The sequence below is a fragment of the Aquamicrobium sp. YD-1-mutant5 genome (assembly GCF_059509755.1).
In genome coordinates this window covers 250,657-273,972 of the sequence record NZ_JCAKKP010000004.1, presented here as the reverse complement: position 1 = coordinate 273,972, position 23,316 = coordinate 250,657, and the positions used below count along the sequence as shown (strand labels likewise).

Sequence of the window (23,316 nt, the reverse complement as noted above, 5' to 3'; positions counted from 1 at the left end):
CCGGCGGGTCTTTTGATGTCCAGCCCCGGGCTCCGCCGAGAATGGCGGAGCCAGAAGGCAAAACGTGTTAGTTGGTCTGCTTCTTCAGCGCAGCGCCCAGAATGTCGCCCAGCGAAGCGCCGGAGTCGGTCGAACCGTACTGAGCGACGGCTTCCTTCTCCTCGGCGATTTCCAGCGCCTTGATCGACACCTGAACCTTGCGGCTCTTCTTGTCGTAGACGATGACGCGGGCATCGACCTTCTGGCCAACGGTGAAGCGCTCGGGGCGCTGCTCGTCACGGTCGCGCGACAGGTCGGAGCGCTTGATGAAGCTTTCCAGACCGCTTTCGACCAGACGAACGTCCAGACCGCCATCCTTCACGCCGGTGACTTCGCAGGTCACGACGGCGTTCTTGCGCAGTTCGCCGGAAGCGGCGGCGTCGCCGACCGCGTCACGCGAAAGCTGCTTGATGCCGAGCGAGATGCGCTCCTTGTCGATGTCGACGTCGAGCACCTGAGCCTTGACCATGTCGCCACGGTTGTACTCCTCGATGACCTGCTCGCCCGGACGGGTCCAGTCGAGGTCGGAGAGGTGAACCATGCCGTCGACATCGCCTTCGAGGCCGATGAACAGGCCGAACTCGGTCTTGTTCTTGACCTCGCCCTCGACTTCCGAACCAACCGGATGGTTGCGGGCGAAAGCTTCCCACGGATTCTCAAGCGTCTGCTTGAGGCCGAGCGAGATGCGGCGCTTGGCCGGATCAACCTCGAGCACGACCACGTCAACCTGCTGCGAGGTGGACAGGATCTTGCCGGGGTGCACGTTCTTCTTCGTCCACGACATTTCCGAAACGTGGATGAGGCCCTCGATGCCCGGCTCCAGCTCAACGAACGCGCCGTAGTCGGTGATGTTGGTGACGGTGCCGGTGATCTTCTTGCCGATCGGGAACTTGGTGCCGATGTCGGACCACGGATCGCTCTCGAGCTGCTTCATGCCCAGCGAGATGCGGTGCGTCTCCTGGTTGATGCGGATGATCTGCACCTTGACCGTCTGACCGATGTTGAGGATCTCGGTCGGATGGTTGACGCGGCGCCATGCCATGTCGGTGACGTGCAGCAGGCCGTCGATGCCGCCGAGATCAACGAACGCACCGTAGTCGGTGATGTTCTTGACCACGCCCTCGACCACCTGACCCTCTTCGAGGTTCTGGACGATCTCGGAGCGCTGCTCGGCACGGCTCTCTTCAAGCACGGTGCGGCGCGAAACGACGATGTTGCCGCGGCGCTTGTCCATCTTGAGGATTTCAAAGGGCTGCGGGTTGTGCATGAGCGGGGTGACGTCGCGGATCGGACGGATGTCGACCTGCGAACGCGGCAGGAAGGCGACGGCGCCGTCCAGATCGACGGTGAAGCCGCCCTTGACCTGGTTGAAGATGACGCCTTCGACGCGCTCACCCTTGCCGAACTTCTCTTCCAGACGGACCCAGCTTTCCTCGCGGCGAGCCTTTTCGCGCGACAGCATGGCCTCGCCCAGCGCGTTCTCGATGCGCTCGACATAGACCTCGACGGTGTCGCCGACCTTCAGCGTGCCGTCCTTGGCCTTGGCGCCGAATTCCTTCAGCGGAACGCGACCTTCGACCTTCAGGCCGACGTCGATGATGGCCATGTCCTTTTCGATGGCGGTGACGATACCGCGAACGACCTGGCCTTCACCGGCATGACCGTCGGCAAAGGATTCTTCGAGCAGGCTCGCGAAATCATCGCGAGTAGGGTTTGAAACTGACATATGTTCTCCTGAAATGCCTCTTTACCGGAGGCGGCGCCGTGGGTTCGTGTTGCGTTTGCCCGACCGATATTCCGGACCCTCGGGTCCCGGACCGCACAGGGCGGTCGAAATACGGCGCGTAGAATGCCGGCAGGCAGTTTAATCTCAGACCGAATGAGAAGCGGACTTCATATCGTCCACAATCCCGTTCAGCTTTCGCTTGCTGCAGCCACTATACCATCAATGATGGTTCTGGCGGCAATAAACGCGGTTTCTATATCCATTTCGCTGGTATCGAGCAAGTGCGCATCGGCGGCAGGCCGCAGCGGGGAGTCGGCGCGGCCCATGTCGCGCTCGTCGCGACGGGCGATATCGGCAAGAATGGTGGCGAAATCGCCGGTGCCGTCACGCGCCTCGATCTCGGCCAGCCGCCGCCGCGCCCGCACCTCAGCGCTCGCCGTCACATAAAGCTTCACCCTCGCATCCGGGCAGACGACCGTGCCGATGTCGCGGCCATCCAGCACGGCACCGGAAGCCTGCGCGGCGAAGGCGCGCTGCTTGTCCACCAGTATGCGCCGCACCTCGGGGATGACGGCGATCTTCGAGGCCGCCTCGCCAACGGCATGGGCGGAGAGCACGTTACGGTCCAGGCCGCCGAGATCGACGAGACGCGCGGCCTCTGTCGCATGCGGCGCATCACCCAGCGGCCAGCCCTTCGTCAGCAGCATATGGGCGACCGCCCTGTAGGTCAGGCCGGTATCCAGATGCGGCAGGTGGTAATAGTCTGCCAGCCGCCGCGCCAGCGTACCCTTGCCGGAGGCGGCGGGTCCGTCGATGGCGATCACGAGAGGAGCGGCCGTCATGCTGCGGCTTCCACCGCTTCGATCTGCGCTCCAAGTCCGGTCATCAGGCCCATGAACTCAGGAAACGAGGTCGCGATCATCGCCTGATCATCGATGGTGACCGGCTTTTCCGCTGCGAGCCCCATGATCAGGAAACTCATTGCGATGCGATGGTCGAGATGGGTCCTGACCGCTTCACCACCACCCAGGCCCTTTCCGCCCGGAACACCGCGCACGGCGAGCGTCGCCTCGCCTTCCGTGCAGTCCACATTGTTCTGGCGCAGACCGGCAGCGACTGCCGCAAGCCGGTCGCTTTCCTTCACGCGCAGCTCTTCAAGCCCCTGCATCAGCGTTTCGCCCTCCGCAAAGGCGGCGGCAACGGCCAGCACCGGATATTCGTCGATCATCGACGGCGCACGCTCGGCCGGCACGGTGACGCCCTTCAGCTGCGAATGGCGCACACGCAGATCGGCAACATCTTCGCCACCCTCGCTGCGCGGGTCCTGCACCTCGATATCGGCACCCATTTCCTGAAGCGTGAGAATCAAGCCGGTCCGCGTCGGGTTCATCAGCACATTGCGGATGACGATGTCGGAACCGGGCACGATCAGGGCGGCGACCAGCGGGAACGCGGCCGAGGACGGGTCACCGGGAACGGCAATCGTCTGGCCGGCAAGCCTGCCCTGCCCCTCGATGAAGATATGGCGCACGCCGCGTTCGTCAGTTTCCACATCGATATTGGCGCCGAAACCCTTCAGCATCTTTTCAGTATGGTCACGGGTCATTACCGGCTCGATGACGGTGGTGATGCCGGGCGTGTTGAGCGCGGCCAGCAGCACTGCCGACTTCACCTGCGCCGACGGCATCGGCACGCGGTAAGTGATGGGTGCGGCATGTTTGGGCCCGCGCAGGGTCAGAGGCATGCGATCGCCGGGGGCTGCATTCAGCACCTGCACGCCCATCTGGCGCAGCGGATCGAGCACACGGCCCATGGGGCGCGAATGCAGCGACGCGTCACCGATGAAGGTGGTTTCCATGTCATAGGTGCCGACAAGCCCCATGGTCAGGCGCGAGCCGGTGCCGGCATTGCCGAAATCAAGCGGACCGTGGGGCTGCAGGAGCGCACCGTTGCCGGTGCCGCGAATGATCCATTCGTCGCCCTGCTTTTCGATATGGGCGCCCATGGCCTTCATCGCTTCGCCGGTGCGCAGCACATCCTCGCCCTCAAGCAGGCCGGTGATGCGCGTCTCGCCGGAAGCGAGCCCACCGAACATAAAGGAGCGATGCGAAATCGACTTGTCGCCGGGAACGCGCGCCTCCCCGCTGAGAGCGGAAGAACGGCGGGCAATGGCCGGTTGCGGGACGGCGGAATGCGACATGACTATTCCTCTTGCGAAGATCCCGGTTAGCGGGCAATTTCAAAGGGAGCGCGGCGGTCTCGTATCATGACCGGCTGCGACGGTCATCCCCCTTGGTAAGCTGCAGGAAACTCCGGTTTTCCGGTGGCGGCATTTGGCTTTGACAGGCTTGCAAGGAGCCGTTAAGGGGACCAAACTTTTTTCGACGAGGCTTGTCGTGGCAAAATCCGAACTTGGCACCAAACGAATCGACCCGGAAACGGGCCAGAAATTCTATGACCTGAACAAGGATCCAATCGTCTCGCCCTATACGGGCAAGACCTATCCGCGTTCCTATTTCGAGGACACCAAGGCTTCGATCCTTGAAGAAGAGGACGAAGTTGCAGAGAAGGAGCTGGACGCCGAGGAAGATGGCGCCGTTCTGGTTCCGCTCGAAGACGCCGACGGCGATTCGAAGGACGACGATCTGCCGGATCTCGGCGACGACGATGATGATGTCGATCTGGGCGACGATGACGACACCTTCCTTGCCGACGAGGAAGAGGGTGACGACGACGACGTTTCCGACATGATCGGCGTTGGCGACGACGACGAAGACGACATCTGATCGGGACGATGTCCACATGCCGCGTTTTTATGCGCGCGGCATGAAAAAAGCAGGCTGAAGAGGCTTGCTATTCACAACGGGCGGCGCTAGAAGCCGCCCACATCGGGTGAAGATGCTTTGCCCGGTACCTAGCCGGAAACGGCTCCCGGCAAACAAACCGGGTGTGGGGCCATAGCTCAGCTGGGAGAGCGCCTGCATGGCATGCAGGAGGTCAGCGGTTCGATCCCGCTTGGCTCCACCAAATTCCTCAGATCTGCAACATATGCCGTCGTTACGGGCTGCCGCTCACTCGTCCTGCATGTGCCGTGGTCTGCAAGGTCGCGCGCCTCGTCGCCCTTTTTCATTTGTGTTGCAAATATGCAAATTGTTCATGCTTTCGGTGAGACAGGGCGATTTGTGCCTTGCCACAAAAACATGAGTTTATTAATCAACAAAATCATATTTGCCGGGTCTGGCTGGTCTCGATGGCCAATGCTGGATTTGTTCTGCCAGTTCCCGGAAGCGGCACAGGAATCAGCGCGGTAAAGACGGGCATCGTTACGGCCCTTTGTCCCACCTGCTGCCCTCGACGAGCAGGAACAGATTGCCAATGTGGGATTTGCAGCATCTTTTCAGGAAGCATGCGCGTGACATTGCCCAATCGCTGCGCCGCCGGGGCATAGCCGAAGAGACCGCCGCCGATCTCACGCAGGACACGTTCGTGCGCGTGCTCGTCTCTCCGCCGGCCAGTGGCACGGTCGCGCACAATCCGGCCGGCTATCTGTTCCGCGTTGCCCGCAATCTCGGCATCGACCACCAGCGCCGCGAACGGCGCGTCACCTTCGTGGATCTCGCACCGGAGGCGTTTGCCGCACTGGCCGACACTGCGCCTTCCGCGGAGACCATCGTCTACGACCGGCAAAGGCTTGCCCTTACCAAAGCCGCGCTTGCCGAATTGCCCGAGCGGACCCGCAAGGCTTTCGAGATGCACCGCGTCGAGGCGATGACCATTGCAGCGGTAGCGGCCGAGCTCGATCTTTCCATATCGCGCACATGGTCTCTCATCCGCCATGCCTATGAGCATATCGACACGCGGCTTTCCGCAGTGCGATAAGTTTTCCCTGCCTCCGCAGAAAATTTCTGCCCGCTAACCGTATTAGGTGTTACGGGCATTTTTTGCGTGCCCTGAACCGGCATTGGGAGACCCGCATGAATGACGAGACGGATGGTCGCCAGTTGTTTCTTGAGGCAGCCGATCTCGCCATCCGCTTGCAGAATGACCCTGCCAATCCCGTTTCGGTGGAGACCATTCGCAACTGGGTGGCGCGCAGCCCGCATCATGCCGCTGCGTGGACACGGGTGGCTGAAATCCATGGCATGACCGGAAAGATACTGGCCGGCCAGCGCGCACAGAGCACGGACGGCAAGCTTTCGCGCCGCAACCTGCTGATGGGCGGTGCGGCAGGTCTGGCCGCGGTCGCCGTCGGTTCCTGGGCCGTTCCGCTGGCGCTCTTGCATGCCAGGGCCGACCACATCACCACCACAGCCGAAATCCGCCGGATTACCCTTCCGGATGGCAGCATGGCGACACTCGGGCCCGATACCGCCATTGCCACGCTTTACAGCGATTCACAGCGCATGATCGAATTGCTGGCCGGAATGGCCTTCTTCGAGGTGGCGCCCAATCCTCATCGTCCTTTTATGGTCAGCGCGGGACCGGTGACGGCGAGAGCACTTGGCACCGCCTTCGATGTCTCGCAGGATGCAGGTTTCATTTCCGTATCCGTTTCGCACGGCATGGTGGAGGCGCGAACCGCCGATGCGCTGTCCGCACAGGCAATCCGCCTGTCGGCAGGAGACTGGCTCACCCTCGACCCCGCCTCGCACCTTCTGAAGCGGGGCACGCGCGAGGCGGATCAGGTTGCCGCATGGCGCGAAGGCCTGATCGTAGCTGAGCAGGAGACCGTTTCGGCCATGGTGGCGAAGATCGCGCGCTGGCTGCCGGGCCGCGTGGTGCTGGCCGATCCTTCGCTCGGCAGGCGCGAGATCAGCGGCGTTTTCGACCTTGGCGATCCTGCCCGCGCACTGGAAGCGGTGGTGAGCCCGTTCGGTGCGAAACTGCGCACCGTCGGCCCGCTGATGACGGTGATTTCGCCCGTCTGAAAAAAGATCGGCAAAAAACAGAAAAAAACGCAGACCCGTTCGTAAGGCTTGATAGGAGCTGCACCACCCGGCGATCAGGCATGTCAGCTCTCCCAATTCGAAAACGGAGTGCATAGGACATGGGGTTCGGGCCTGTGAAGAATAAAGCCGGCCGCATCGGCGGTAAAATGCTTGCTGCGGCGCTGCTGGCAACCACGGCATTGCCGCCGGGCATTGCGTTCATGTCGACCGGCAGTTTTGCCCAGTCGCGCGCGGAAACGACCTTCAACATCCCCTCGGGCTCGCTCAGCCGGGCTCTGGCCGCATTCGGCAGCCAGTCGGGAACTCAGGTCTCCTATGAAGCTTCGATCGCCGCAGGCAAATCGTCGCCCGGCATTCGCGGTGCGGCTACACGCGAGCAGGCACTGGCGCAGATCCTGCAGGGCTCCGGCCTCGTCTACACGTTCAAGGATCCGTCGAACGTTCTCATCACCGATCGTGTTTCGGCGGCCCATGCAACGACGCCTTCGGGCAACCCGATGCTTCTGAGCACCATCAACGTTTCCGGACGCGGCGGCGCGCAGTCCGTCTACACCGACCCGGCGTCTTCCGTTTACATCACCGCCGAGCAGCTCGACCGCTACGGCCGGCTGTCCCCCTCGGACATGCTCAGGGGCCAGCCCGGCGTCCAGGTCGGCGACAGCCGCAACGGCGGCGGTGTCGACGTCAACATTCGCGGGCTGCAGGGCCAGAGCCGCGTTGCCGTCACCGTCGATGGCTCGCAGCAGTCGCTCAATGTCTATCGCGGCTATGCCGGTACGCAGCAGCGCAGCTATTTCGATCCGGACCTGATCAGCGACGTGACCATCACCAAGGGTCCGGGCCTGTCTCCTTCGGCCGCAGGCGCGATCGCCGGCACTGTCAACATGACGACGCTTCGCCCCGAAGACATCATCAAGCCCGGCAAGAACTGGGGCGTGCGCCTGAAGGGCGAACTATGGGACAACGGCGTAAGCCAGGTCCATCGGGCCGAATATCTGGGCAGCAGCACCGAACTTGGCACCACGCCTCATGACAGCCGCCCCAACCTTTTCGATTCCAAGGCCAAGTCCGGAAGCGTGGCGGCTGCCTTCACCAGCGACCATATCGATCTGGTGGCCGCCTATGCGCGCCGCAATCAGGGCAATTACTTTGCCGGCAAGCATGGCCGTGAAAAGTACCGCGAGTTCGACAGATGGGGTTATGAGAACAACACGGTCGCCAAGTCCTACATGGCCGGCGAAGAGGTTCTCAACACCTCGGTCAGCACCGAGTCGGCTCTGCTGAAGGCCACCATCAAGCCAACCGACGAGCAGCAGCTGGAACTCAGCTACCGCTATTTCGACGGCGAGTTCGGCGAGATCATGCCTTCCGATATTTTCAGGTTCGGCACCGGCGGCGTCTATCAGTATCCGGTCGGCAGCATGGTCATCAATTCGGCCTCGGCGCGCTACTCGTTCGACCCGAAGGACAATGACCTGATCGACTTCAAGGCCAATTTCTGGGCCACGGGCGCCAAGAGCGACCAGATCAACGCCACCAACGGTCCGAAGTCGCAATGGGTCTATGGCAGCAGCGACCGCAGCTGGGTGCGCATGGACAACACCCGCGTCGGCGGCGATCTTTCCAACCGCTCGGAGTTCAAGACTGAGGCCGGCGCCTTCGCCCTCGATTTCGGCGGCGGATTCCAGTACGAGGACATCCGCCCGCAGGACGGAGTCGTGATCACCGAACACGACCTGAACTCCAACCGCAACCTGCGCGACGGCTACCGCACCGAAGTCAACCTCTCCGGCAAGCTCGAATACAAGCCTCGCGAGAACCTGCAGTTCTGGGCCGGCGGGCGCTATGGCCGCTACTCCTCGCACGACCGCAACGCGCCTTCGGTGGCCCGCCGTGAGAACGTCTATGGAAAGTGGGTCTCGGTCTACAACGGCAAGGTCTTCGGCAACATGTACTGGACGCCGGACGAAAACGGCCAGTTCACCGACGCCACCGATCCGCGCCTGAACAACGGCATGGTCATCACCAACACGAACAACCCGTTCGACGGCATTCCCTTCGACGAGTTCGGCACACCGACCTACATGGCCGAAGGCAATCCGGGCTACACCAATATGGTGGTGGGCTTCGATCGCGGCGAGAGGATGTCGAACAGCGCCAGCGGCTTCACACCGGCCATCGGCGTCAACTACGAGATTTCGCCGCAGACCTTCCTCTATGCAAGCTATACGCAGGGCTATCGCCTGCCGTCGCTGTTCGAGACGACGATCGGCACGTTGCAGGTCGACCCGGCCTCGGGACTGAAGCCGGAGCGCTCGCGCGCCATCGAGATCGGCGCCAGCACCACGCGCGAAAGCCTGATCACCGAAGGCGACGTGGCCTCTTTCAAGCTCGCTTACTTCAACAATGACGTGAAGAATTACATCGTCCGCTACTATGATCCCTTCGGCACCGGACTGATGACCTTCTCCAACGCCGACAGCTATCAGACCAGCGGTCTGGAGTTCCAGTCAAACTACGACAATGGCCGCTTCTTCGCCGAGCTTGGCGCGACCTACTATCTGCGCACCGAGACCTGCGATGCGGACTTCGCCGCCTATCTGCGTGATAAGGCGAATGCCTCTGTGAAGACACAGGATGCGCCGGACTGCACGCCCGGCAGCTATGTCGGCTCCTACATCAACACCCAGAACCCGCCTAAATATGCGGTGAACCTGACCGTGGGCGGCCGCTTCTTTGAAGACAAGCTGACGGTGGGCGGTCGCATGACCTACACGTCCGGTCCGACTGAAACGATCGACAAGCCATGGCAGAGCAGCGACACCACCCCGCAGCTCTACTATCACCCTGTCACCGTCTTCGATGCGTTCCTGAGCTACAAGCTGCGCGAGGACACGATCCTCAACGCCTCGGTGCACAACATCACCGATCGCTACTATCTGGACCCGCTGGCGCAGAGCTACATGCCGGCACCCGGCCGCACCTTCAGGGCCGGCCTGACGGTGAAGTTCTGATCACTCCGTTCCCCTGCCCGGCCTGAGGTCGCGGCAGGGGAACCTCGTTTTCGACCCTGTTATCCCCGGCATTGCAGGACAGGACGAGAACGCGTAACCTTCTGTTTACCCTTCTCGTAGTCGCTTTCGTATCACCTGCAGCCTTATGTTACGGGCAAGGAATCGGACCCACGGCAAGAGGCGTGACCAGAATGGGGATGGATTCGGACACGCTGTTTTTTGCAGCCGGCATCTGTGCGAGCGCGCTTGCCCTGACGATGCTGAGTGTCTGGCTTCAGAACAGGATGGACCGTTTCCTGATCGGATGGTTCATCGGGATGGTGCTGCTGGGCTGCGGCGTCGTCATCTATTCGACGATCTCTTTCGAATTCACGGCCGTGACTGCTTCCGGTTTCGCGCTCCAGACGGCCGGCTTCATCGCCGTCTATGCCGCAGCAAAGCTGTTCGTCGGGAAACGAATGAACTGGCCGGCCATGGCAGCTCTGTTCGTCTGCCTCAGCTTTCCCGTAAGCGGGCTCATCGTCATGGGCTTCGAAGGGATCGGCATCGCTCTCTACAATCTGATCGCGGCAAGCCTGATCGTGCTGACCGCCCGGCTCTACTGGAATGTCCGGAGTGAGGCTCCGACCTCGATCACCGGCGTAACGGCGCTTTACCTGCTGACTTCCCTGTCGTTCCTGGCCTGCGCCGCCGTGCTCGTGCTGGACGGAAAATGGTCGCTGGAGCACCGGCCCGACAACTGGGCGGAAAACCTCAATGCCATCATGGCCATCGCCGGCATAACCGGCATCGGCGCCCTTTCGCTCGGGCTCAATCAGTCACGTGTGGCGCGCCGGCACCGGATCGAAGCCCGGACCGACCCGCTGACCGGCACGCTGAACCGGCGCGCGCTGCTGGACAGCCTGAAGATGGATCATCTGCAACCGGGCGACGCCGTTGTCGTCTTCGATCTCGATAACTTCAAGTCCATAAACGACCAGTATGGGCATCATGCCGGCGACCGCATCCTGTGCCAGTTCGCGCATGAACTGCGTTCCATCCTGCGGCGCGGGGATGTGGCTGCCAGAATGGGCGGCGAAGAGTTCGTCGTGGTGATCCGGCAGGCTTCGGTGCCGTCGTCGATTGCGATAGCCGAGCGCGTGAGATCTGCCTTCGCGGCCAACCAGATCCAGACGGATCAGGGACCAGTTCCCGCCACGGCAAGCGCCGGAATCGCGATCATGCTTCCCTCTGACGATGGCTTCGAGAGCGTCTTTCGCAGAGCCGACAGCGCGCTCTACCGCGCCAAGAACAACGGCAGGAACCGCGTCGTCACCGAATTGCAGGTGGTTGCCTGAGGCTGCATCCTGCCGGTTCGGCTTTGACGGTGCGGTAACATGTTTCAATTTCTCTGGCGTCATTCGCACAGAGGGAGAACAGCATGCTGCACATACGAGGGGTGCTCACGGTGATTGCGGCCGGCGTCATGCTAAGCGGCTGCGTAACGGAATCGAGCTACAAGCAGGCGCAGGAGATCGTGCGCGGCAGCCCGGCGATGAAGCGGGATGCGATCAACAAATGCTATAGCGGCGCCTCCAGGGCCTCGCCGACCCGCAAGGCGGAGATGGCGAAGATCATGAATGTCAGCCCGCGCAGCAATGTCGCGCGCACCTATTGCACGCGCGCCTTCAACGGCATCGCCAGCGGCCGCATCACCTATGAGGATTTCCGCACCAAGAGCCCCCGGTTCATCCGCGTCATTCAGGGCAGGTGACTGCCGCAGAAAGCAGGAGCCGGCCGGCCTGATGCCAGAAGATCAGGAAGCCGATCAGTCGTGGCGCGGACCACACATTATCGCTCGGCCGGGATGCGGCCTCTTCCGGACCCCGGATGGCGGGAGCCTCAATCCCGCCGTCGTTCGAAATCAGAATGCGCGTGAAATTCTGTTCCTGCGGCAGCAGCCAGCCGGTCTGGCCGCTGCCGCATGAGGAACTCACCCCATGTGAACTGAGCGATCTCAGGCGGCGGCGCGCGCTCTTCCGGAACCGCCGCCGGTCAGGCTGATGCGGTTTCGCCCACGGCGGCACTGACGGCGGCGGCGATCTCGCGGATCAGCGCCTCGTCGGATGCCGGGCGCTCTCTTCGCGAGGCGACCAGACAGGCCTGCGAGCGCAGGATCACGCCATCCCCCAGAATTTTGAGATGATTGGCACGCAGCGTCGAGCCGGTGGAGGTGATGTCGACGATGACATCGGCCGAGCCGGCTGCCGGAGCGCCCTCGGTGGCACCCAGGCTTTCGACGATGCGATAGACCTGAATGCCGTGCTTGCCGGAAAAGAACTGCTGGGTCAGGCGCCAGTATTTGGTGGCGATGCGCAGCCGCCGGCCATGGCGCTGGCGGAAATCGGCCGCCACGTCGTCAAGATCGGCCATGGTGTCGACATCGAGCCACATGTCCGGCACCGCCACCACCACATCGGCATGGCCGAAGCCGAGGCGCGCGACGATTTCGGCGCGGCTTTCCCAGTCGGCCAGGTTCTCGCGCACCAGATCCTCGCCGGTGACGCCGAGATCGATGCCGCCGCTGCCGATCTCGCCCGAAATTTCCGAAGCCGACATGAACACGACCTCGATGTCACTGCGCCCCTCGACATGGGCATGGTAACGGCGGTCATCCTCGGGCAGGCTGACGGCAAGACCTGCCCCAGCCAGTATTTCCAACGTCTTTTCCTTCAGGCGTCCCTTGGAGGGAATGGCCAGCGTCACGCTCATGCCCCTGCCTCCCTCAGCGCTTCCACCCGGTCGAGCCATACGGAGAAGCCGACGCCGGGAATGGGCTGCTTCGCGCCGAGCAACGTCAGCAGGCGGTCATAGCGACCGCCGCCGGCGAGCGGGCGACCATCGGTTCCCTCGGCCCCGATCTCGAACACCAGCCCGGTGTAGTAATCGAGCGGACGACCGAAGGCCGCATCATAGCGCACGGTCTCGGAAGCCAGCCCATGGCCGGCAATCGCCTGCGCGCGCTCCGCGAACAGGTCGAGCGCACCGCCAAGCTCCAGCCCCGCCTCGCTGGCGAAATCGCGCAGCGCGTCGGCCGCGCCGGCAAGCGGCGTGTCGATGGCCAGAAAGCTCTTCAAAGCGGCGAAGGCGTCATCGGAGAGGCGCACGCTGCGCAACTGCACCTTCTCGATCAGACGCCGCGCGATCTCGGCTGGCGTACGTCCGGCAGAGAGCGGCAGTCCGGCCTGCTCCATGCCCTTCGCGATCTGTGCTGTCAGCCCTTCCGCGTCGCCATCGACAGCAAGCAGCGCCACCGGCCCGGCCAGCTGGCCGTTGCGGGGCGGGTTGGCGAGATCGGCAAGGGCAGCATCCAGCATCTCGTGCGAGCCGAAGGCACGTGCCAGCCGCATGCGCCAGCCGCGCGGCAGGCCAAGTGCTGCCAGCACCGCCTCGAACACGGACTGGTCGCCGATGGTCAGTTTCAGGCTGGCCTGCGGAACCGCCTTCGCCAGCAGCTCATGCGCATCGGCCACCAGCCGCGCGTCGGCAGCTGCCGTATCGGTGTCGCCAAGATCCTCAATGCCGGCCTGAAAGAATTCGTTCGACCCGTCGCGATGCTGGCGAAACACCTCGCCCAGATAGCCATAGCGGCGCGGCGTGCCGGCCTGTGACGCGATATGATCGAGGCACACAGGAATGGTGAATTCCGGGCGCAGGCACAGCGCCTGTCCGGTCTCGCTCTCGGTGAGGAAGATGCGGCGGCGCAGATCCTCGCCGGCAATGTCGAGAAACGGATCGGCCGGCTGCAACACGCCAACCTCGACCAGATCGACGTTTTTGGCGGCGAACAGCGCCTTTACGTCGCCCGCGACGGAGGGAGAGCGCGAGGTCATCGCCGGTTCCCGTTCATCGCGAGGCTCACCGTCCGGCCCTGTCGGCAGCCTGTGCGTCGAGGATTTTCCTCACCTCGGCGACCAGATCGCTTTCCGCAACGGTGACCTGCGCGGGCCTTGCGGCGCGCCATTCGGCATTATCGGAAATCTCGGCCGACATGCGCGCGCCTTCGATCAGGTCCTTGATCTGGACCTCGCCCTTCTCGCGCTCGTCTCCGCCCTGAATGACGGCCACCGGACAACCGCGCCGGTCGGCATATTTGAGCTGCGCCTTCATGCCAGCGCCGCCGAGATACATTTCGGCGCGGATGCCGGCCCGGCGCAGATCCGATACCATCTTCTGGTAGCGGCCGAGGCTTTCCGTATCCTTGTCCATGACCAGCACCACGACCGGCTGGATGACATCGGACATGTCGAGCTTGCCGAGGTTCTTCAGCGCCGTCATCAGGCGCGAGACGCCGATGGAAAAGCCGGTCGCCGGCACCGGCTCGCCGCGGAAGCGCGACACCAGACCATCATAACGGCCGCCGCCGCCGACCGAGCCGAAGCGCACGATCTTTCCCTCGTCATTGGGAATCTCGGCCAGCAATTCGGCCTCGTAGACGGGGCCAGTGTAATATTCGAGGCCGCGCACCACGGAGGGGTCGATTTTGATACGGCCATCATCATAGCCGGCAGCGGCGACCATCGCACCGATATCGGCCAGTTCCTGAACGCCCTCTTCACCGCGCGGGGAGCCGGCAACGGCACCGCGCATGGCAGCCAGCGCGCCGGCCAGATCGTCTCCTGTGGAAGAGGTCAGCAACAGAACGCGTTCCGCCTGCTCCGCATCCAGCCCAGCGCCCTTGGTGAAGTCACCGCTCTCGTCGAGACGGCCTTTGCCCAGCAAAGCGCGCACGCCGTCAGCGCCCACCTTGTCGAGCTTGTCCACGGCGCGCAGCACGGTGAGGCGGCGGCCGGCATTGTCCTCGCCGCCAAGGCCGATGGCCTCCAGCACACCGTCAAGCACCTTGCGGTTGTTGACGCGGATGACGTAGTCGCCGCGCGCGATGCCCACGGCCTCCATCACATCAGCCATCATCATCGCCATTTCGGCGTCGGCGGCCACGCCCGGCGTGCCGACCGTATCGGCATCGAACTGCATGAACTGGCGAAAGCGCCCCGGACCGGGCTTCTCGTTGCGGAACACCCAACCCGCCCGATAGGAGCGGAACGGTTTTGGCAGCTTCTCGAAATTCTCGGCCACGAAACGGGCCATGGGCGCTGTCAGGTCGTAGCGCAGCGACAGCCACTGCTCGTCATCGTCCTGAAAGGAAAAGACGCCCTCGTTCGGCCGGTCCTGATCAGGCAGGAACTTGCCCAGCGCATCGGTGTATTCGATCAGCGGCTGGTCGACCGGCTCGAAACCGTAAAGCTCATAGACCTCGCGGATACGCGCCATCATCCTGTCGACGGCACGGATGTCGTCGGGGCTGCGGTCGACAAAGCCGCGCGGCAGGCGTGCTTTCATCTTTTCCGGTCGTTCGGCCATGGCGGGTACTCTGCGGTTCGGCAATAGGGCGGCAGCGGGCCAGCGTGCGCCAGACCGCGCGCTGTCCTAACCGATGCCGCACCCAGCGGCAAGGGCGGCTTAAGCCGGAGTTCGGCTCAGACCGGCCTGCGGAAGCCGGCGCGCGCAGCTTCCACCCCGGCGCGACAGGCGCAGCCCTCGATGTGGTCATTGACCATGCCCATGGCCTGCATGAAGGCATAGACGGTGGTGGGGCCGACAAAGCTCCAGCCGCGCTTCTTCAGTTCCTTGGAAATGCGCGTGGAAACGGCGGTGGTCGGGTTGGCCCGCAGATGGGCGAGGTCCATCACCGCCGGCCGCTCTTCCGCTGCAGGCTCGAACTTCCAGAACCACGCCGCCAGCGAGCCGGCCTCATCCACCAGCTCGCGGGCGCGGCGCGCATTGTTGATGGTGGAGACGATCTTGCCGCGATGGCGCACGATGCCGGCATTGCCGAGCAGGCGCTCGACATCAGCCTCGGTGAACTCTGCAACACGCTCGAAATCGAAACCGGCGAAGGCCTCGCGAAAATTCTCGCGCTTGCGCAGGATGGTCAGCCACGAGAGGCCGGACTGGAAGCCTTCGAGGCAGATCTTTTCAAACAGGCGGCGATCGTCCGCCACCGGGCGACCCCATTCATAGTCGTGATAGTGGATGTAGTCCGGCAGATTGCCGTGCCAGAAACAGCGGTCCACCCCATCCGGGCCGGTGATGATGCCGTCTTTTTCGCTCATGCCCCAAATCCGTTAATGCAGGGTCCCGGTGCTTTACCGGCGCTTTACCAGATTCCTGAACCGCCGGATAACCATACCGAAAGCTTTACTGACAAAACGGCATTCGACGCATCCGGGATTCACCTTTCGGTTGTCCTTCGCGCACAGGATCGCGCCATGACCGGACACGCGTTTCCGGCCGACGACCGAACCCAGGATTGCGTCACATGAAACGAGCCCTTTTCCTGTTTACCTGCCTGGCCGGGGTCCTCTCCATGGGCTTTTCGCCGGCAATGGCCAACGACCGCTACATCGAGCGCCCGCCGGTGCGGGTGAGCCCCGACCTTGCCGCGCCATGGGTGCTGCAGCTCGGCAAGGCTCCTGACAATGCGAGGCGGGACAATGTCAGGCGCGTGGCGCCTGAGCCACGGCGCGTCTACCGCACCCAGCCGGCAACGCGCACCGCGGTGCAGGCGCAGCCGCGCCAGCGCGTTGTTGTTCAGCCGCAGGCCACGCAGCAGGCGCGCCCGGCGCGCGTGCAGCAGGCGTCCGCCGCCCGCACCGTGCAGAAGCGCGCTGTGCGCCCGCAGATCAACCCGATCTACCTGCCGCAGGTCGTGAATTATGACGGCAAGCACAAGCCCGGCACCGTCGTCATCGATACGCGCGACAACTTCCTTTATCTGGTGGAAAAGGACGGCAAGGCGCGCCGCTACGGCGTCGGCACCGGCAAGCCCGGCTTCGAATGGGCCGGCACCCACAAGGTGACGTCGAAGCGCGAATGGCCCGACTGGCGCCCGCCGGCGGAAATGATCGCGCGCGAAAAGGCCAAGGGCCGTCATCTGCCGACATTCGTGTCCGGCGGCATCGAGAATCCGCTCGGCGCGCGCGCACTCTATCTCGGCTCGACGCTCTACCGCATCCACGGCACCAACCAGCCATGGACGATCGGCGCCGCCGTCTCTTCCGGCTGCATCCGCATGCGCAACGAGGACGTCGTCGATCTTTACGAACGCGTGCCTGTTGGCGCGACGGTCGTTGTCATGTAAAAGCTTTTCCCAACAACGGGGGACGGGCCGTGTCGGGGGACGTGGCCAGTCGCAGAAAAGGCAGCCGGTGAACGCCGCGCTGCCTTTTCTGTTTCCGGACACTGCCGGGCCAATGCAGCTGGCCTTACTGTAATTGTCTGGGCCGCTCCCCGCCATAGGCCCAGTCGAGCAGTTCCACCGTATGCACCACAGGCAGCTTCGCGGCTGAAGCGATCTGGGTGATGCAGCCGATATTGCCGGTGGCAACGAGTTCGGCGCCCGTGGCCGTGATGTTCTTCACCTTGCGGTCGCGCAGCCTTGCCGAAATTTCCGGCTGCATGATGTTGTAGGTGCCGGCCGAGCCGCAGCACAGATGCCCCTCGCGCGGCTCCTTCACCACGAAGCCCGCTTTGGCCAGAAGCGCCTTTGGCTGGCGGGTGATCTTCTGGCCGTGCTGCATGGAACAGGCCGAATGATAGGCAATGGTGAGGCCGGGTTTCGCCGCCGGTTCCGGCAGGTCGAGCGTGTCGAGATATTCGGTCACGTCCTTCGCCAGCGCCGAGACCCGCGCCGCCTTCTCCGCATAGGCGGGGTCGAGGCGCAGCATATAGCCGTAATCCTTGATCGTCGTGCCGCAGCCGGAAGCGGTGATGATGATGGCGTCGAGCCCACCCTCGTCGATCTGGCGCGTCCAGGCATCGACATTGCGGCGGGCGAAGGCGAGCGCCTCTTCCTCGCGGCCCATATGATGCACCAGCGCGCCGCAGCAGCCCTCGCCCGGCGGCACCACCACCTCGACGCCAAGCCGGTTGAGCAGCGAAATGGTGGCCTCGTTGATGCGGGGATCGAGCACCGGCTGGGCGCAACCGGTGAGGATGGCGACGCGTCCGCGTTTTGCGCCCTTGCCCCGATGCACGCCCGGCAAGGCCGTGGAAGACGCGCGCGGCACGCTTGCCGGGGCGAGCTTCAGCATCACCGCGAGCGGTTTCAGCATCGCGCTACGTTCGAACAGGCCGGCGAAGGGCCGGCCCAGTTTCGCCAGCTTCAGGGCAGCGCGGAACCGCGCCGGATAAGGCAGCACGGCGGCCAGAACGGCGCGGAGCAGCCGGTCGGGCAGCGGGCGCCTGTAGGTTTCCTCGATATGGGCGCGGGCATGATCGACCAGATGCATGTAATTCACGCCGGACGGGCAGGTGGTCATGCACGACAGGCAGGACAGGCAACGGTCGATATGGGTGACGATCTCGCGGTCGGCAGGCCGGCCGCCCTCCAGCATGTCCTTGATCAGGTAGATGCGGCCACGCGGGCTGTCCAGCTCGTTGCCGAGCGTCACATAGGTCGGGCAGGTGGCGGTGCAGAAGCCGCAATGCACGCATTTGCGCAGGATCTTTTCCGACTCCGCCACATGCGGATCGGCAAGCTGCTCAGGGGTGAAATGGGTCTGCATGTCTCAGGCAGCTCCCTTCCGGGTCATGCCAGGTGCAACCATCCGGCCCGGATTCAAAATGTTCTTCGGGTCAAATTCGGCCTTCAGCCGTGCCGAAAGGGCGGCGAGCGCCGGCGGCTGCGGCTGGAAGACCGGAATTTCGGCACGTTGCTGAGGCGTCGCGCGCACCAGCGTGGCATGGCCGCCGCCGCATTTTTGCACCAGCGAGCGCACCAGTCCGGCTTCCGGGTCCCCCGCCGCCATTGCGAGCCAGATCAGCCCACCCTGCCAGTCGTAAAACGCCTCGACCGCCACCTGCATGCGCAGGGCCATGACCATGTTGTGGCCATCGGCCGGCGGCATGGATGCGCGCCACACCGGCATATGCGGCACCGAGGCGAAGGGGATGCAATCGCGGACTTCACGCCACAGCGCGCGCGAGGCTTCCGCCTCGATCTCCTGCATCGGCCCGGCTTTTTCCAGAAGCTGACGCAGCAGCTTCACCCGGTAAGCCACCGATGGCCCGAACCCCTCGACACGCAGCAGGGTCGCCGGGTCGCTGCCGAGCGCGCCGGCGGCAACGCGGGTGACCGCCGGATAGGGCAGATGCGCGGCACCCGACACTTCGGCGCTCGAACCCAGCGCCAGCCCCATGGCCGCCACCGCATTGTCGTCGAGCAGGCCACTGATCACCAGCGTTGTTTCCGTTTCAGCCGCAGGCAGCACCTTGAAGGTGACATCGGTGGCCACGGCCAGCGTGCCCCAGCTGTTGGCCAGCGACTTGGAAAGGTCGTAGCCGGTGACATTCTTCACCACCCGGCCGCCGGATTTGAACGCCTCGCCCCGCCCCGAAACGGCCTGGATGCCAAGGATATGGTCGCGCGCGGCGCCCGCCTTCAGCCGCCTTGGGCCGCTGAGATTGGCAGCCAGCATGCCGCCGATGGTGCCGCGCCCCGGCGGTCCGCCCAGCAGCGGGCCATAATCCATCGGCTCGAACGCAAGCTCCTGCCCGCGCGCCGCCACCGCCGCCTCGATCTCCGCCAGCGGCGTGCCGGCTTTGGCCGACAGCACAAGTTCCTCCGGCTCGTAGAGCGTGATGCCGGACAGGCCGGAAAGATCGAGCACATGTTCGGCCCCGACCTCATTGCCAATGGCGCGTTTCGAGCCATGGCCGATGATTTCCAGCTTCTGTTCCTCCGAAACCGCCCATTGCACGGTTTCCAGAACTTCGTCTGCTGATGTGGGGGCAAAGATGGTCATGGTCGAATTCCCAGACGCCTGATGGCCGCTTCGCCCCGCGCGGAAAGCCGGTATCCCGTTGCAAGGCTTTCGGTAAGGCCGAGTTCCTTCAGCTTGCGCACATCCTGCTTGAACCGCAGCTTTTCGACCTTCAGGCGTTCGGCCAGCACAGCCGCCGACACTTCCGGATGGTCGCCGATCGCTTTCAGGATCGCAGGGAAACAGCCGGGCGTCGCCTTTTCCCAGCGGGCGAAGTGCCGTTCAAGCTCCGCGATCTCCGCCGCATCGAGCGCAGCGTTCATGCGCAGCCCCACCCGCCTGTCGGCCTCGATGCCTGCCAGCGCGATGCGGTAGAGCGGCTTTTCGCCATCCGCGCCCAGCTCCCTCACCAGAGCAGCGAGGTCGTCATAGCCTGCCTTCAGTGCATCCGCCGGCGTGATGTCGCCCGGTTCGATCACATCGATGGAACCGATGCGGACAACCCCCGCCGCGGTGCGAACGGCACCACCCGCCCTGACGGACGGCCGGCGCCAGCGGCGGAAGGCAAGCGTGATGCGGCCTTCGGCAATTCCTTCGAGAACGGCTTGCCTGAACAGCATCAAAACCTCGGAATGTCGGGGAACGGCATCTGGCCGCGATGGATGTGCATGCGGCCGAGTTCGGCGCAGCGGCGCAGTTGCGGGAAGACCTTACCCGGATTGAGCAGATGCCCCGGATCGAAAGCACATTTGACCCGCATCTGCTGGTCGAGATCGGTTTCGGAGAACATTTCCGGCATAAGGTCGCGCTTTTCCACACCGACGCCATGCTCGCCAGTCAGCACACCGCCGACTTTTACGCACAGCCGCAAAATGTCGGCGCCGAAGGACTCGGCCTTGTCCAGTTCGCCCGGCACATTGGCGTCGTAGAGGATGAGCGGATGGAGATTGCCGTCGCCGGCGTGGAAGACATTGGCGACGCGCAGGCCGTAATGCTCCGACAGCTCACGCATGCCGGCCAGAACGCGCGGCAGTTCCTTGCGCGGAATGGTGCCGTCCATGCAGTAATAATCGGGCGAAATGCGGCCCACGGCCGGGAACGCCGCCTTGCGGCCGGCCCAGAAGCGCAGCCGCTCCTCCTCGCTCTGCGAAATGCGGCAGGATGTGGAGCCGTTGCGGATGGCGATCTTCTCGACCAGATCGATGAGGTGGTCGACCTCGACCGCCGGGCCATCCAGCTCGACGATCAGCAGCGCCTCGCAATCCAGTGGATAGCCGGCATGGACGAAATCCTCGGCCGCGCGGATAGCCGGCAGGTCCATCATCTCCATGCCGCCGGGAATAATGCCGGCGCCGATGATGTCGGCCACGCACTGGCCGCCCTGCTCGCTGGTGGGAAAGCCGATCAGCAGCGCCCGCGCCGTCTCCGGCTTGCGCAATATGCGCACCGTCACCTCTGTGACGACGCCGAGCAGACCTTCCGATCCGGTCATGACGCCCAGAAGATCGTAGCCCTCGGCGTCGAGATGCCTGCCGCCGAGGCGTACCACCTCGCCGTTCACCAGCACCATTTCGATGCCCAGCAGATTGTTGGCGGTGAGGCCGTATTTGAGGCAATGCACGCCGCCGGAATTCTCCGCCACATTGCCGCCGATGGAACAAGCGATCTGCGAGGAAGGATCGGGCGCATAATAAAAGCCCTCGGCCTCGACCGCATGGGTTATGCCGAGATTGGTGACGCCCGGCTGGGCGACCACGGCGCGGTTGGGATAATCGATTTCCAGAATACGGTTGAAGCGGCTCATGACCAGCAACACCGCATCCTCCAGCGGCAGCGCGCCACCCGACAGCGAGGTGCCGGACCCGCGCGGGACGACACGGATGTTGCGCTCACTGCAATATTTCAGCACATGCGACACCTGAGCGGTCGTTTCCGGCAGCACCACGACCAGCGGAAGCTGGCGGTAGGCGGTCAGCCCGTCGCTCTCGAAGGCGCGCATCTCGCTGACCGTCTCGACCACGCCTTCGCCCGGTACGATGGCGCGCAGGGCGGCAACGATTTCACCGCGACGGGCAAGCGTCGCGCCATCGGGCGCGGGCATGGCAAGTCCGGACATGCGAAACAGCTCCTCCAACTGGTAAACTCCTTTTACCAGTTATCGATGGTGCCTGTAAATCGGGCAATAGTTCAAAGCAAGAGGCGAGCGCGCGCAAGACGGTCAGCGTCAATGTGACGCTGGACCGGGCGGCGTGGCGATCAGAAGGGCCGGATGGCTGACTACTCGGCGCCCGCGTGCCTCGCCGGCTCGGAATGCATACGGCGCACCCGCCGCACCGCCCACCACACGAGCAGGATAGCCACCGGCACGGAAACGGCCGTCACCACCTCGGGCGCGATGGCATGGCCGAACCATGAGGAGATGCCCTTGGCCAGATAGCCGATCAGCCCCACCACATAATAGGACACCGCCGCCACCGACAGGCCCTCGACCGTCTGTTGCAGGCGAAGCTGGAGACGGGCGCGGTTGTTCATGGAAGCCAGCAGGTCGCGGTTCTGCTTCTCGACTTCCACATCCACCCATGTGCGCAGCAATGTCGTGGCGCGGGTCAGCTTGCGCGACAGGTTTGCCTGCCGCTCCTCGACCGAACGGCAGGTGCGCATCGCAGGCGCCATGCGACGCTGCAGAAAGCTGCCCCATGTCTCGTGGCCCGGCACCACGGCCTCTTCGAGCGCGTCCAGACGCTCGGTGACGATGCCGTCATAGGCGCGGCTGGCGCCGAAGCGGTAGAGGCTGGAGGCGGCATCCGCTTCCAGTTCGGCTGCAAGTTCCGTCAGGTCGGCGAGAAGCTTCTGGTTGTCGCGCGTTTCCGGCACCCGCATCTCGGCGGTGATGACGGCGAGCTTGTCCTCGATGCGCCGCACCCGACCCGACAGCGACAGGGCCAGCGGCAGACCGAGCATGGCCAGCGTGCGATAGGTTTCGATGTCGATCAGCCGGTGCGACAGCGCGCCGGCGCGGGCTGGCGTCAGGCCGCGATCGAGAATGAGGATGCGCGTCAGCCCGTCGCCGTCCTGCCGGAAATCAGTCACGATGGCCGCATTGCCGCCTTCCACCAGCGAATAGCACAGGCTGGTCGGGTCGAAACCCTCGATCAGCTTCTCGCTGGCCGGCGTCCAGTTGCGGATTTCGAGCCTTATGCCGGAGATGACCGTGCCGGGCGGCGAAAACCCGTTTCCGAAGGGCGAATCCTCCTGCGCGCGACGGCTTTCGGAAAGGGGGCCTTCCCACAGATAGGTGGAGAATTCGGTGTGCCGTTCCCAGCGCAGCGTGCCCTTGCCCCATTTCATGGCGTGGTGGCGGGCCTGCCGGTCGGGTGCTGCGATGCCAAGGCGGCGCGACAGTTCCGACAGCACGGCCTGATCGACGACGGAGCCGCCCTCGGTCATGAAGGAAAGCTGCACCAGAACGCGCGGCGTGGTCACCAGCGGATAGGGTCTGGAGTGAACTTCGCCGAGCGCGCCGGGCCGTGCCTCATGCGCCGGAAAGCCCATGACGCTGCCGGTCGGGCGCGTTTCGAACTCGGGACCGATCGGACCTTCCTGCACGGCTCATATTCCCGCAACTGGTTTGCAAATGCCGGTTTAAGGCCGTTCCGCGCCCCGCGCAAACGTTCAGTTCAACACCAGCGAACGGAGGAAACTCGGCAAACTGGATAAACTATTTGACCAATTTTGGCGATTGCCGTTATGTTTTGCCACCGTCGCTCCTTCATCTGGCACTC

Annotated in this window: 19 protein-coding genes and 1 tRNA gene; 8 read left to right on the top strand and 12 right to left on the bottom strand. The window is 63.8% G+C overall.

The window, feature by feature from the left end; all coding sequences use genetic code 11:
- Positions 1-67 precede the first annotated feature (67 nt).
- From rpsA to aroA, 3 genes are all read right to left on the bottom strand, one after another.
- Positions 68-1,765: a 30S ribosomal protein S1 gene (gene rpsA, locus AC5XE7_RS08980; protein ID WP_495365730.1), complete on the bottom strand. Its 1,698-nt coding sequence runs from the start codon at positions 1,763-1,765 to the stop codon at positions 68-70.
- 188 nt (positions 1,766-1,953) lie between these two features.
- Positions 1,954-2,607 (bottom strand): (d)CMP kinase, encoded by a 654-nt coding sequence (gene cmk / locus AC5XE7_RS08975; protein ID WP_495365729.1) that lies wholly within the window; start codon positions 2,605-2,607, stop codon positions 1,954-1,956.
- Positions 2,604-3,965 (bottom strand): 3-phosphoshikimate 1-carboxyvinyltransferase, encoded by a 1,362-nt coding sequence (gene aroA / locus AC5XE7_RS08970; RefSeq protein ID WP_495365728.1) that lies wholly within the window; start codon positions 3,963-3,965, stop codon positions 2,604-2,606. The genes cmk and aroA overlap by 4 nt, the downstream gene beginning before the upstream one ends.
- Positions 3,966-4,161: 196 nt before the next feature.
- On the opposite strand from aroA, the gene AC5XE7_RS08965 reads away from it, so the two are divergent.
- From AC5XE7_RS08965 to AC5XE7_RS08935, 7 genes are all read left to right on the top strand, one after another.
- A complete protein-coding gene (locus AC5XE7_RS08965) occupies positions 4,162-4,551 on the top strand; it encodes a TIGR02300 family protein (protein ID WP_239800271.1) in 390 nt (129 codons plus the stop codon).
- A 165-nt stretch (positions 4,552-4,716) separates the two neighbouring features.
- Positions 4,717-4,792: transfer RNA gene (locus AC5XE7_RS08960), tRNA-Ala, on the top strand.
- A gap of 348 nt (positions 4,793-5,140) precedes the next feature.
- Complete coding sequence (locus AC5XE7_RS08955; RefSeq protein ID WP_495365727.1) at positions 5,141-5,644, top strand: RNA polymerase sigma factor; 504 nt, start codon at positions 5,141-5,143, stop codon at positions 5,642-5,644.
- Between the two features lie 95 nt (positions 5,645-5,739).
- The gene (locus tag AC5XE7_RS08950) at positions 5,740-6,693 is read left to right on the top strand and encodes a FecR family protein (protein WP_495365726.1); all 954 of its coding nucleotides are present in this window, start codon (positions 5,740-5,742) and stop codon (positions 6,691-6,693) included.
- Between the two features lie 119 nt (positions 6,694-6,812).
- Positions 6,813-9,728, top strand: coding sequence for a TonB-dependent receptor (locus AC5XE7_RS08945; RefSeq protein ID WP_495365725.1), 2,916 nt, complete (start codon positions 6,813-6,815; stop codon positions 9,726-9,728).
- Positions 9,729-9,919: 191 nt separating this feature from the next.
- Positions 9,920-11,065: a GGDEF domain-containing protein gene (locus tag AC5XE7_RS08940; RefSeq protein ID WP_495365724.1), complete on the top strand. Its 1,146-nt coding sequence runs from the start codon at positions 9,920-9,922 to the stop codon at positions 11,063-11,065.
- 83 nt (positions 11,066-11,148) lie between these two features.
- Complete coding sequence (locus tag AC5XE7_RS08935; RefSeq protein WP_495365723.1) at positions 11,149-11,481, top strand: hypothetical protein; 333 nt, start codon at positions 11,149-11,151, stop codon at positions 11,479-11,481.
- Between the two features lie 281 nt (positions 11,482-11,762).
- Here AC5XE7_RS08935 and hisG read toward each other — a convergent pair whose 3' ends face one another.
- The 4 genes from hisG to AC5XE7_RS08915 all read right to left on the bottom strand — a co-directional run bounded on the left by hisG (position 11,763) and on the right by AC5XE7_RS08915 (position 15,883).
- Positions 11,763-12,479 (bottom strand): ATP phosphoribosyltransferase, encoded by a 717-nt coding sequence (gene hisG, locus AC5XE7_RS08930; protein WP_287943063.1) that lies wholly within the window; start codon positions 12,477-12,479, stop codon positions 11,763-11,765.
- Positions 12,476-13,600, bottom strand: a complete 1,125-nt coding sequence (locus tag AC5XE7_RS08925) for an ATP phosphoribosyltransferase regulatory subunit (protein ID WP_495365722.1) — start codon at positions 13,598-13,600, stop codon at positions 12,476-12,478. Before AC5XE7_RS08925 ends, hisG begins: the two co-directional genes overlap by 4 nt.
- Positions 13,601-13,625: 25 nt before the next feature.
- Positions 13,626-15,131 carry a histidine--tRNA ligase gene (gene hisS, locus AC5XE7_RS08920; RefSeq protein ID WP_495365721.1) on the bottom strand — a complete coding sequence of 502 codons (1,506 nt, stop codon included), beginning with the start codon at positions 15,129-15,131 and terminating at the stop codon, positions 13,626-13,628.
- Positions 15,132-15,247: 116 nt separating this feature from the next.
- Positions 15,248-15,883: a DNA-3-methyladenine glycosylase I gene (locus AC5XE7_RS08915; RefSeq protein ID WP_495365720.1), complete on the bottom strand. Its 636-nt coding sequence runs from the start codon at positions 15,881-15,883 to the stop codon at positions 15,248-15,250.
- A gap of 206 nt (positions 15,884-16,089) precedes the next feature.
- Here AC5XE7_RS08915 and AC5XE7_RS08910 point away from each other — a divergent pair, with 206 nt between their 5' ends.
- A complete protein-coding gene (locus AC5XE7_RS08910; protein ID WP_495365719.1) occupies positions 16,090-16,911 on the top strand; it encodes a L,D-transpeptidase in 822 nt (273 codons plus the stop codon).
- 124 nt (positions 16,912-17,035) lie between these two features.
- Here the strand turns inward: AC5XE7_RS08910 and glcF are convergent, their stop codons facing one another.
- The 5 genes from glcF to AC5XE7_RS08885 all read right to left on the bottom strand — a co-directional run bounded on the left by glcF (position 17,036) and on the right by AC5XE7_RS08885 (position 23,086).
- Complete coding sequence (gene glcF, locus AC5XE7_RS08905) at positions 17,036-18,337, bottom strand: glycolate oxidase subunit GlcF (RefSeq protein WP_495365718.1); 1,302 nt, start codon at positions 18,335-18,337, stop codon at positions 17,036-17,038.
- 3 nt (positions 18,338-18,340) lie between these two features.
- The gene (locus tag AC5XE7_RS08900; protein WP_495365717.1) at positions 18,341-19,576 is read right to left on the bottom strand and encodes an FAD-binding protein; all 1,236 of its coding nucleotides are present in this window, start codon (positions 19,574-19,576) and stop codon (positions 18,341-18,343) included.
- Positions 19,573-20,154 carry an ASCH domain-containing protein gene (locus AC5XE7_RS08895; protein WP_495365716.1) on the bottom strand — a complete coding sequence of 194 codons (582 nt, stop codon included), beginning with the start codon at positions 20,152-20,154 and terminating at the stop codon, positions 19,573-19,575. The genes AC5XE7_RS08900 and AC5XE7_RS08895 overlap by 4 nt, the downstream gene beginning before the upstream one ends.
- The gene (locus AC5XE7_RS08890; protein WP_495365715.1) at positions 20,154-21,650 is read right to left on the bottom strand and encodes an FAD-linked oxidase C-terminal domain-containing protein; all 1,497 of its coding nucleotides are present in this window, start codon (positions 21,648-21,650) and stop codon (positions 20,154-20,156) included. The genes AC5XE7_RS08895 and AC5XE7_RS08890 overlap by 1 nt, the downstream gene beginning before the upstream one ends.
- A 161-nt stretch (positions 21,651-21,811) precedes the next feature.
- Complete coding sequence (locus tag AC5XE7_RS08885) at positions 21,812-23,086, bottom strand: DUF3422 family protein (protein ID WP_495365876.1); 1,275 nt, start codon at positions 23,084-23,086, stop codon at positions 21,812-21,814.
- Between the last annotated feature and the right edge of the window lie 230 nt (positions 23,087-23,316).

Coding starts and splice junctions, on each gene's coding strand:
- rpsA (WP_495365730.1), bottom strand. CDS start 1,765: ATGTCAGTTTCAAACCCTACTCGCGATGATTTCGCGAGCCTGCTCGAA.
- cmk (WP_495365729.1), bottom strand. CDS start 2,607: ATGACGGCCGCTCCTCTCGTGATCGCCATCGACGGACCCGCCGCCTCC.
- aroA (WP_495365728.1), bottom strand. CDS start 3,965: ATGTCGCATTCCGCCGTCCCGCAACCGGCCATTGCCCGCCGTTCTTCC.
- AC5XE7_RS08955 (WP_495365727.1), top strand. CDS start 5,141: ATGTGGGATTTGCAGCATCTTTTCAGGAAGCATGCGCGTGACATTGCC.
- AC5XE7_RS08950 (WP_495365726.1), top strand. CDS start 5,740: ATGAATGACGAGACGGATGGTCGCCAGTTGTTTCTTGAGGCAGCCGAT.
- AC5XE7_RS08945 (WP_495365725.1), top strand. CDS start 6,813: ATGGGGTTCGGGCCTGTGAAGAATAAAGCCGGCCGCATCGGCGGTAAA.
- AC5XE7_RS08940 (WP_495365724.1), top strand. CDS start 9,920: ATGGGGATGGATTCGGACACGCTGTTTTTTGCAGCCGGCATCTGTGCG.
- AC5XE7_RS08935 (WP_495365723.1), top strand. CDS start 11,149: ATGCTGCACATACGAGGGGTGCTCACGGTGATTGCGGCCGGCGTCATG.
- hisG (WP_287943063.1), bottom strand. CDS start 12,479: ATGAGCGTGACGCTGGCCATTCCCTCCAAGGGACGCCTGAAGGAAAAG.
- AC5XE7_RS08925 (WP_495365722.1), bottom strand. CDS start 13,600: ATGACCTCGCGCTCTCCCTCCGTCGCGGGCGACGTAAAGGCGCTGTTC.
- hisS (WP_495365721.1), bottom strand. CDS start 15,131: ATGGCCGAACGACCGGAAAAGATGAAAGCACGCCTGCCGCGCGGCTTT.
- AC5XE7_RS08915 (WP_495365720.1), bottom strand. CDS start 15,883: ATGAGCGAAAAAGACGGCATCATCACCGGCCCGGATGGGGTGGACCGC.
- AC5XE7_RS08910 (WP_495365719.1), top strand. CDS start 16,090: ATGAAACGAGCCCTTTTCCTGTTTACCTGCCTGGCCGGGGTCCTCTCC.
- glcF (WP_495365718.1), bottom strand. CDS start 18,337: ATGCAGACCCATTTCACCCCTGAGCAGCTTGCCGATCCGCATGTGGCG.
- AC5XE7_RS08900 (WP_495365717.1), bottom strand. CDS start 19,576: ATGACCATCTTTGCCCCCACATCAGCAGACGAAGTTCTGGAAACCGTG.
- AC5XE7_RS08895 (WP_495365716.1), bottom strand. CDS start 20,154: ATGCTGTTCAGGCAAGCCGTTCTCGAAGGAATTGCCGAAGGCCGCATC.
- AC5XE7_RS08890 (WP_495365715.1), bottom strand. CDS start 21,650: ATGTCCGGACTTGCCATGCCCGCGCCCGATGGCGCGACGCTTGCCCGT.
- AC5XE7_RS08885 (WP_495365876.1), bottom strand. CDS start 23,086: ATGGGCTTTCCGGCGCATGAGGCACGGCCCGGCGCGCTCGGCGAAGTT.